Annotated in this window: 7 protein-coding genes; 3 read left to right on the forward strand and 4 right to left on the reverse strand. The window is 38.3% G+C overall.

Annotated features, from left to right (window positions below; translation table 11 throughout):
* Window positions 1–742 precede the first annotated feature (742 nt).
* From CWB66_RS04140 to coaBC, 4 genes are all read right to left on the reverse strand, one after another.
* Window positions 743–1,753, reverse strand: coding sequence for a Fic family protein (locus CWB66_RS04140; RefSeq protein ID WP_138584435.1), 1,011 nt, complete (start codon window positions 1,751–1,753; stop codon window positions 743–745).
* A 257-nt stretch (window positions 1,754–2,010) separates the two neighbouring features.
* On the reverse strand, window positions 2,011–4,785 hold the full coding sequence (locus CWB66_RS04145; protein WP_138584436.1) for a S9 family peptidase: 2,775 nt from the start codon (window positions 4,783–4,785) through the stop codon (window positions 2,011–2,013).
* Between the two features lie 173 nt (window positions 4,786–4,958).
* On the reverse strand, window positions 4,959–5,546 hold the full coding sequence (gene slmA / locus CWB66_RS04150; RefSeq protein ID WP_077536070.1) for a nucleoid occlusion factor SlmA: 588 nt from the start codon (window positions 5,544–5,546) through the stop codon (window positions 4,959–4,961).
* Window positions 5,547–5,657: 111 nt separating this feature from the next.
* Window positions 5,658–6,851 (reverse strand): bifunctional phosphopantothenoylcysteine decarboxylase/phosphopantothenate--cysteine ligase CoaBC, encoded by a 1,194-nt coding sequence (coaBC, locus tag CWB66_RS04155; protein WP_138584437.1) that lies wholly within the window; start codon window positions 6,849–6,851, stop codon window positions 5,658–5,660.
* A gap of 143 nt (window positions 6,852–6,994) precedes the next feature.
* Between coaBC and radC the strand changes: the two genes are divergently transcribed.
* From radC to rpmG, 3 genes are all read left to right on the forward strand, one after another.
* The gene (gene radC / locus CWB66_RS04160) at window positions 6,995–7,669 is read left to right on the forward strand and encodes a RadC family protein (protein WP_077536068.1); all 675 of its coding nucleotides are present in this window, start codon (window positions 6,995–6,997) and stop codon (window positions 7,667–7,669) included.
* Between the two features lie 274 nt (window positions 7,670–7,943).
* Entirely contained in the window at window positions 7,944–8,180 is a 237-nt protein-coding gene (gene rpmB, locus CWB66_RS04165) for a 50S ribosomal protein L28 (RefSeq protein WP_004335549.1), read from the forward strand.
* Between the two features lie 11 nt (window positions 8,181–8,191).
* Window positions 8,192–8,347, forward strand: a complete 156-nt coding sequence (gene rpmG, locus CWB66_RS04170) for a 50S ribosomal protein L33 (RefSeq protein ID WP_004335545.1) — start codon at window positions 8,192–8,194, stop codon at window positions 8,345–8,347.
* Window positions 8,348–8,439 lie beyond the last annotated feature (92 nt).

Genomic DNA, 8,439 nt, shown 5'->3' on the forward strand with positions numbered 1-8,439 from the left:
AGGATACAAACCTCGCGCCGCGATTAAATCGCCCCTAGATTGAACAAATTTCAATCCACAAAGGTCAACACGCCCTAGCACTTCTGATTGCCCCGTAATTCATGAGTTGTTTTATATATTCTTCTTTTTTAGGAAGGATTATCGCTATAATTCCACACTGCTCTTCCTATCGTTATGTTGAATTATAAGTCCGTTTAGTTTCACGGAAATAAACACTTTATAGAAGGAATTTTTGTGATGGTATTACAGAGTATTACAGCAGGGGAGATCATGAATAGTAAGACTAGTTTGAGTTAAAATTTAGAAACGTTTATTTTTACATTACCCTTAGTATTATGGGGTTTATAAAATTCACAGTGGCTGTGAGGTATTCTTATACATATTGTTACGGGTTAATTTTATTGTCGCTGAACATATGTGTACTTTTATAAAAAGGTAAGCGGCTTAACTTTGTTTGATTAGTATTCAACATATCGAAGTCATAATGTAGTCAGTCTAAGTGAAATTAGGTCTACTGTAAGCATATTGATCTTTGTATCTTAGCGTATTTTGTTGTTATTTTTACCGCCAGTAATGCGATTTTTATTAAACTATCGGTTGTACTGGCGGATTAAATTATTCATTACTTCCTCATTTAATGCCTTGGTATATGCTATAAATCATCTTTGTTCTTTCACGTTTTATCACTTAAAACAAATTACTGCTGGCGCTTATAGCTGCATTATTTAAATGCTTATTTTTATTAAACTAACCTGTATTTTTGCAATTTGCTGTTTGGCTTATCAGGTATTGTCATTTCAATTAGCGCGGCATCTATAGCTGGTTTTAGGTAGCGTTCTCTAAAATGCTTTCTGTCTTTTAAATTTAGTTTTACTTGTAATTGCTTTCGGTTTAAAGAATCACCCGCTTGGGATAGTATGTTTATTAAGGCTTTAACTTGTGGGGTTTGTTGGGTTTTTACTGTTGTGGGGTTTTGTTGAGGGGTTGGTTTTTTGTCTGATAATGAATCATTAAATGTTAAAACTGCACATAAAACGTTTTCTAGTATGTATTCTATAAAGGCGCAAGAGTCACCTGTTTCGGTACTGTTACTTATTGCTGTGCGGTATTGTTCTTCACTTGTCGCGACGATGCCCTCTATTGGCATTAGAGCAAATAATGGGTTCCATTGCTTTAGCATTTGAGTTTGCCAAATACACCCAATCCGGCTATTACCATCAACAAAGGGATGTATAAATTTAAGCTCATAGTGAAACACCGAGCTTTTTATAAGAGGATGTTGGTTTGAGCTAGCAAGCCAACTAAACAGCTCTTCCATCATTTGTGGAATATGCAGAGCTTGTGGAGCCATTTGCAATCTTTTGCCTTTATCGACATTGCTGGTTCGATAATGACCCGCATTACTTCCTCGCGATAGCATGAGGGTTTTATGCGCACTTAAAAAGTCATTGCAAAGGTTTGTATCCCAATTATCTAATTGATTATAGGTGTTAGCTATGTCGTTTTTTTCTTGGGCGATTTCAGTCACTAAGGAGTCGTCATCACGATGTGGCGTATTTATATGCGGGCGGGTTAAATCACTGCCTTCAATAGCAAGAGTGTTTTGAATCTGATTTTTGACAATGTTTTCGCGGTCTTGATGTATGTCGTTTTTATTATAAAAAACAGACAACTTACCAAGGGCTTCGGCAATATCAGAAATATAATGAATAATTTTTGCTGTAATCGTAAAGGGAGGTTGAAAATGACTCATGAAATAATAAATTTTAAGCTTAAATTCTATCTATAAGATACGCTAATCAAACTTAAAAGTCAGCGCTATTGGTATAATTTAAAATTATTAATAAAGAGTAAAGCCTTACATCTATCCTATGTTTTTATTAAGTATTTGTAAAGTAAACAGCCCTCTTTACAAAGAGGGCTTAAAATGGCGTGTTTTTATGATTGTTAATAACAATACAAGATTACTTTAAAACCAAACACACGATTGCTAACAATAAGTAACTGCATTTATTCTTCAATAAATGCTTCTCCTTCAGTTATCCATTTGGCGGCAGGCTTGCCTTTTAAATGATGATCAAAGTACTGCATCATACGCACTGAAAAGTCGACCTGATTAGGGAATTTTTTCAAGTGGTGCGGTTCACCTTCATATTGTAAAAAGGTGGCGTCTTTGCCTGCGCGGCGTAGTGCTAAATAATACTGTACGCCTTCGTGCCATGGAACAGCATCATCTTTATCACCAAACATAATTAAGATGGGAGTGTTTACCTTATCTGCAAAAAACACCGGTGAGTTTTCAATGTAAAGCTCTGGTGCTTCAAATAAGTTTTTGCCAATACGGCTTTGCCCTGTTTCGTATTGAAATTGACGTGCAAGGCCCGATTTAAGGCGAATACCACTGTAAGCACTGGTCATGTTAGATACAGGAGCCCCTGACACAACGGCTTTAAACATATCAGTTTGGGTGATCATAAAGGCGCTTTGATAACCCGCCCATGAGTGGCCTTGTAAACCTATTTTATTTGGATCAGCAATCCCTAAGTCGATTAGCTTTTGGGTGGCATTAATCATGGTTTGTGTTGATGATTTGCCTGGGTGGCCTATTTCAAAACGAATATCAGGTAAAAATATTGCATAACCGTTTGATGTGAACATAGGGAAGTTAGGGCGATGGTTTAATTCCATTTTTGGAAAATCAAACATGCGCTGGCTCATATAACGGTAAAAGTACACAACAACAGGGACTTTATCACCTTTTTTATAGCCTGCTGGTTTTATAAGCACGCCTTGCAAGTCTTCGCCATCAAAGCCTTTGTAGCTTATTAGTTCTGGCTTTTCACCCCAAGCAAAATCATTGATTTGTGGGTTTAATGTCGTTACTTTTTTTGGTGCACTAAAACTAAAGTCAGTGTGATAGAAATCCGGAAATTGACTGTAAGTTTGCGAGGTAAACACGTACTTGTCGGCATTTTTAGCTTTTTTGACCAGCTCAAAGCGTTTTTGTCCACTCAGTACTTTGGTGATCGTATTTGTAGTTAAATCGAGTTTTGCAACTTCGCTTTGCTTAGTCTGTAGGTTTATAGCAGATAAAAGCAGGGTGTCTGCTTTTTTAAAGCCAATTTGGTCTTTATCAAGCTTAACAACGCGATATTGCGTATTACTTTGTTTTCCATCGGTTAAACGGGTTGCTTGCTTAGTTTGTACGTCAAATGCCCAGATATCGTATTTGCTGTAAGCAAGTACTTGGCTGCTGTCTTGCATCCAGCCGGCAAAGCCATAGCCTGGCTGAGTTGAAGGGTAGTCATGTTTATCGTCAGCAAAGGTGGCCTGAATTGCTTTAGTCAGTGGGGTTACTTGATTGTTTTTTAAATCTTTAAGCTGTATTTGGCTATTGCTAAAGTAAGCGGCAAACTCACCATTAGGTGCAAGGCTTGGCCTAAATGGATAGTCATTAATAATAGCTGTTTGCTTGCCTGTATTTATATTTACAGCAAAGTAGTCTGCAAAAAAACCGCCGTACATTATTTTTTCTAGGTAGGGGATGTTAGATGAGCCAAGTAAAGACACATCTCGCTCAGAGTTTAGTGCAACCTCAGGCATATTAGTGGTACTTAGCTGTACCGCTTTTTGTGAATTAACGTGGTATACCGCGCTGTAATGGCGAGTTTTATTAACTTCGTCCCATTGTTGCTCTTCGCGCGGCTTTATTTGTGCATCGTTGTTATGCCATACATTTAAACCTTTGTGTTCACGTATGGTATCAAAATCGTAAAGTGATGCTTCGTCAGTGTATTCTTTTGCTTTTACTTTCGCTGCGAGTTTTGGGTGGTTCTCAAAGTATAAGCGCTCGCCGTTTTCAGACCATGTTAGCGTGGCTGTTTTACCTATTGTCCAATCTTTATTTGGCGAGCTTATTGTTGAAAGAAGTTCGTTTTTCCATAGCTGTAAACTGTAGTTGCGGCGGCGTGTATCGTCATTGACGTAATTTCCTACAGTAAACGCAACACTCGTATTTGTTGGATGCCAAGCTATTTTACTGGCTACTACGCCAGGCTCATCTATTAAGGTTGTGCTTTGAAAGTTATTTAAGTTTATAAGCGCTATTTGATTATTATTGCCATCACTGTAACTTTGGCTAACCAGTAATTGATCGTTAGTCGCGCTAATATCATAGCTAAATACGTTTTCTATTGTGTGGCTGCGTTTATCGGCTAAATTTATAATAACGAGTGAGTAAGTTTTATCTTTTTTATCTGGTGAAATTGCGCTCTCGTCTTTAATGTCGCCAGTGCTTTCACTTTTTTCTTTTTCGTCATCTTCTTTATCAGCGGCTTTATTTAAACGATAAGCAAGCCAAGCACCGTCATCTGACAGTTTATAATCTTTAACGTCAGCAAAGCTTTGTTGTTCGCCTGATAGCGTGTTTACGAGTACGACATTATTTTTTAGTGTGTCTTTTTTCTTGTTGGTTTCTTTTTCAAGCAAAGTAGGTACTTGCGTAAATGCGACCCAATTTGCAGCTTTATTTATAACGGGTTTAGTACCTCGCTCAACTTCGCTAATTAAACTATTACTGCTCAGTGAGTAAACTTGGCCTGTGGCATTACCACGATAAGGCGTTGCACTGAGTGACAAAATACTCCCATCTTCAGATAACTGAGTACTTTTAGTTGATTTAAAATTAAATATATCTTTAAATTGCAATGCGTCTTTGGCGTTTATAGCTGTGCTCGTTAAGCTAATAATAAGCGCAGAACTTAATAAGGTGAGCTTTTTTTTCATTATAGGTTCTCATTTTTTAACATTTATTTAGTGTAACGAGTTTGATTAATATTTCGAGTAGATCAGATAAATAGCAAGCAGGGGCGATGAGTAACATGCAGATACAAAAAAACGACCAAAAGGTCGCTTTTTGTATCTGCTAATTATAAATTCAATTTGGCAGAGAGTCGCAGTTAAAGCCAGATTTTTTGTAACTCAGGCCATTGCTTTTCAAATTGAGTGCTTGGTTTTGCTTTAAAGTCACTGCGTACAAATTGGTTCATTTTACCTTCAACATAAGCAAGTAAAAAATTTGCAAGCGTCAGTTCATCGCTTTGAAAATTTCTACCTTCGCGTAGTTTTCGCTCACGCAATACTTGCTTAAACTGGGTTTCGAGTTTTTCAAAAAAGCTCTGCACTCGTTCGCGTAAGCGCTCTTGCTCACCTTGCAAAGCATCGCCCGTTAAAATACGGGTTATGCCTGGGTTTTTTTCAGCGAATGTTAAAAGTAATAACAAAATATTATAAATGCGAGTTTGGCTTTCTTTTTCATTTTCTAAAATAAGGTTTATGCGCGATAAAAGAGTGTCTTCAATAAACTCTATTAGGCCTTCAAACATACGTGCTTTGCTAGGAAAATGACGGTACAGCGCGGCTTCCGATACGCCCACTTCAGCGGCTAACTTAGCTGTGGTGATACGTTGTCCTAGGCTGGTTTCTAACATTTGTGCGAGTGCTTGCAGTATTTGCTCTTTGCGATTGCTTTTTTTTGTCGCAGGCATGAACATTCCTTTTTTTAGTTATTTCTTAGTGGCACAGTTAAGGACCCTAGTCATTTTTTGTTCAAATGAATGGCTTATGTTAATGTTTTATTCAGTTTGTTTCCAGCCTTTTTATAGGTGTTTAGCGAGTTGCTCGATCACTTTGCGGGCAATTTCTACTTTACTGCTTTGCGCTAATTCTAACTGCTCATTATGCCAATAAAGCGTTAGCGCATTTTGATCAGAATTAAACCCCAAGCCACTTTGCGATACATCGTTAGCACAAATCATGTCGAGATTTTTGTTTTTGAGTTTGCCTTTAGCGTAGTTTTCTACATTTTGTGTTTCAGCGGCAAAGCCGACCGTGTAAGGGCGATTTTGAGTAAGGCCTGCAACTGCTGCAATCACATCAGGGTTTTTTACTAAGGTGAGGGTAAGTTCGTCACCTTGTTTTTTCATTTTTTGAGTCGCAACATTCGCAGCCCGGTAATCGGCAACGGCAGCGCAGCCAATAAATGCATCTGATTGTGGAGCGTAAGTAAGTGACTCTGCGAGTAGTTGCTCAGCGCTTTGTATATTAATTAAGTTTACGCCAGTTGGCGGCTTAATATTAACGGGGCCTGAAATTAAATTCACTTTTGCACCAAGCAATAAAGCGGCTTGTGCGAGTGCATAGCCCATTTTTCCTGAGCTGTGATTTGATATAAAACGAACCGGATCAAGTGGCTCACGTGTTGGCCCTGCTGTTATGGTAATTGTTTTACCTAAAAGTAACTGTGGTCGCTCTTTCGCAATGCATAACTCAACAAGTTCATGAGGTTCTAGCATACGACCAGCGCCTACATCACCACAGGCTTGTTCTCCTTTACCTGGGCCCCAAATAAGTATGTTACGTGCTTTTAACGTTGCTAAATTAGCTTGCGTTGCAGGGTGTGCATACATTTGTTGGTTCATAGCTGGCGCAACGGCTACTTTAGCTGGTGTAGCTAGCAGTAACGTTGTTAATAAGTCATCGGCAATACCGGTCGCCATTTTAGCAATAATGTTACAGGTTGCGGGTGCGACTAAAATTAGATCAGCCCATTTTGCAAACTCTATATGGCCCATTGCCGCTTCAGCAGAGGGGTCAAGCAATGAGTCTGATACCATTTCACCACTTACCGCTTGCATTGTTAAGGGGGTTATAAAGTGCTTGGCCGATTCGGTCATTACCACTTTAACTTCACAACCATGGTCTTTTAATCGTCTAACTAATTCGGCGCATTTATAAGCTGCAATACCGCCGGTAATACCCAGTACAATTTTTTTATTGGTTAAATCAATCATGGTTGTCTATAAGCCTTATTTAATATTGTGGCTAAAATAACAAATCTTTACCTGTACAGCTAAGTTTTTAATTTGAAATTATCAGGCTAATTTAAAAATTTGCATTACAGTTAAAAGACACTTTTGCTCAGCAAGGATGAATAATGCAATTAACATCGCTACCAAATTCACTTCGCCCACGTGAAAAGCTCATTGCTAAAGGAGCCAAAGCATTAACGGATGCTGAGTTGCTGGCTATTTTTTTACGCACTGGCTTACCTGGTATGAACGTAATAGAGTTGGCTCAGCATTTACTTAATGAAAATAAAACACTGCATAACTTGTTTAATGCCAGTATTGAGGAGTTTTGTTCTCAAAAGGGGTTAGGGACCGCAAAGTATGTGCAGCTACAAGCAGTTCTTGAATTAAGCCAGCGATATATGCAGGAACGTTGCCAGCGAGACGCTGTGTTTAATTCGCCAAACTCGGTTTACGACTATCTCACTCTTCAAATGCGTGGCTTGCAACAAGAAGTGTTTATGGTGTTATACCTCGACAGCCAAAATAGATTAGTGAAAGATGAAATTCTTTTTTACGGTACGATTAATTCAGCCAGTGTTTATCCGCGAGAGGTGGTAAAGGCGGCGCTTAAAAACAATGCTGCGGCAGTTATTTTTGCACATAATCACCCAAGTGGTATTGCAGAACCTAGCCAAGCTGACAAACTTATAACCAATAAATTACAACAAGCACTGCAATTGGTAGACATAAGTGTGCTTGATCACATCATTGTGGGCGGGGAAACCTGTGTTTCTTTTGCTGAGCGAGGCCTTATTTAGCTTTGTTAGACACAGAAGTGTGTTAAAAATGAGCTGTTTAACGCGTTTTAGCAAATTAGTTTAATTTAAATGCAGTTTTTACTTTCCCTAAGGGCATTCGATCTTTATAATTAGCCGCTATCAAATTTACATATATGAGCTGATTGGATAGATCAGTGTTTGATCTTTGCCTGTAAAAGCTGTATAAAGAGCGCCCTTCGATTTATCTCTAGGGCGAAAATACACGGCCTTAGATTAAATTAAGCTCGAGCGAAGTTATTGGAGATATATAGACATGTCTAAAGTATGTCAAGTTACAGGTAAGCGTCCAGCGGTTGGTAATCACCGTTCACACGCGAGAAACGCGACTAGACGTCGTTTCCTACCTAACCTACAAACACACCGTTTTTGGGTTGAAAGTGAAAAACGTTTTGTAACATTACGCACTACTACTAAAGGTATGCGTATTATCGATAAAAAAGGCATCGACACGGTTCTTACAGAAATCCGTGCTCGCGGCGTTAAAGTTTAAGGATCTGAATCATGCGCGATAAAATCCGTTTAGTTTCAACTGCCGGTACTGGTTTTTTCTACACTACTGACAAAAACAAACGTAACATGCCTGAGAAGATGGAAATCAAAAAGTTTGATCCAAAGATTCGTAAACATGTTCTTTTTAAAGAAGCTAAAATTAAGTAATTTTAGTTCTTTTAGAATTTAAAAACCCAGCCTAGGCTGGGTTTTTTATTATTTAAAATATGATTAATACCAAACTGCATAAATCTTTGAAC

It is taken from the genome of Pseudoalteromonas sp. S558, from assembly GCF_005886635.1.
Classification (GTDB): Bacteria; Pseudomonadota; Gammaproteobacteria; order Enterobacterales; family Alteromonadaceae; genus Pseudoalteromonas; species Pseudoalteromonas aliena.

What these genes read in the sequence shown, in the direction of transcription:
- rpmB (WP_004335549.1), top strand. Translation starts at nt 7,944, where the DNA reads ATGTCTAAAGTATGTCAAGTTACAGGTAAGCGTCCAGCGGTTGGTAAT.
- CWB66_RS04140 (WP_138584435.1), bottom strand. Translation starts at nt 1,753, where the DNA reads ATGAGTCATTTTCAACCTCCCTTTACGATTACAGCAAAAATTATTCAT.
- slmA (WP_077536070.1), bottom strand. Translation starts at nt 5,546, where the DNA reads ATGCCTGCGACAAAAAAAAGCAATCGCAAAGAGCAAATACTGCAAGCA.
- rpmG (WP_004335545.1), top strand. Translation starts at nt 8,192, where the DNA reads ATGCGCGATAAAATCCGTTTAGTTTCAACTGCCGGTACTGGTTTTTTC.
- CWB66_RS04145 (WP_138584436.1), bottom strand. Translation starts at nt 4,785, where the DNA reads ATGAAAAAAAAGCTCACCTTATTAAGTTCTGCGCTTATTATTAGCTTA.
- coaBC (WP_138584437.1), bottom strand. Translation starts at nt 6,851, where the DNA reads ATGATTGATTTAACCAATAAAAAAATTGTACTGGGTATTACCGGCGGT.
- radC (WP_077536068.1), top strand. Translation starts at nt 6,995, where the DNA reads ATGCAATTAACATCGCTACCAAATTCACTTCGCCCACGTGAAAAGCTC.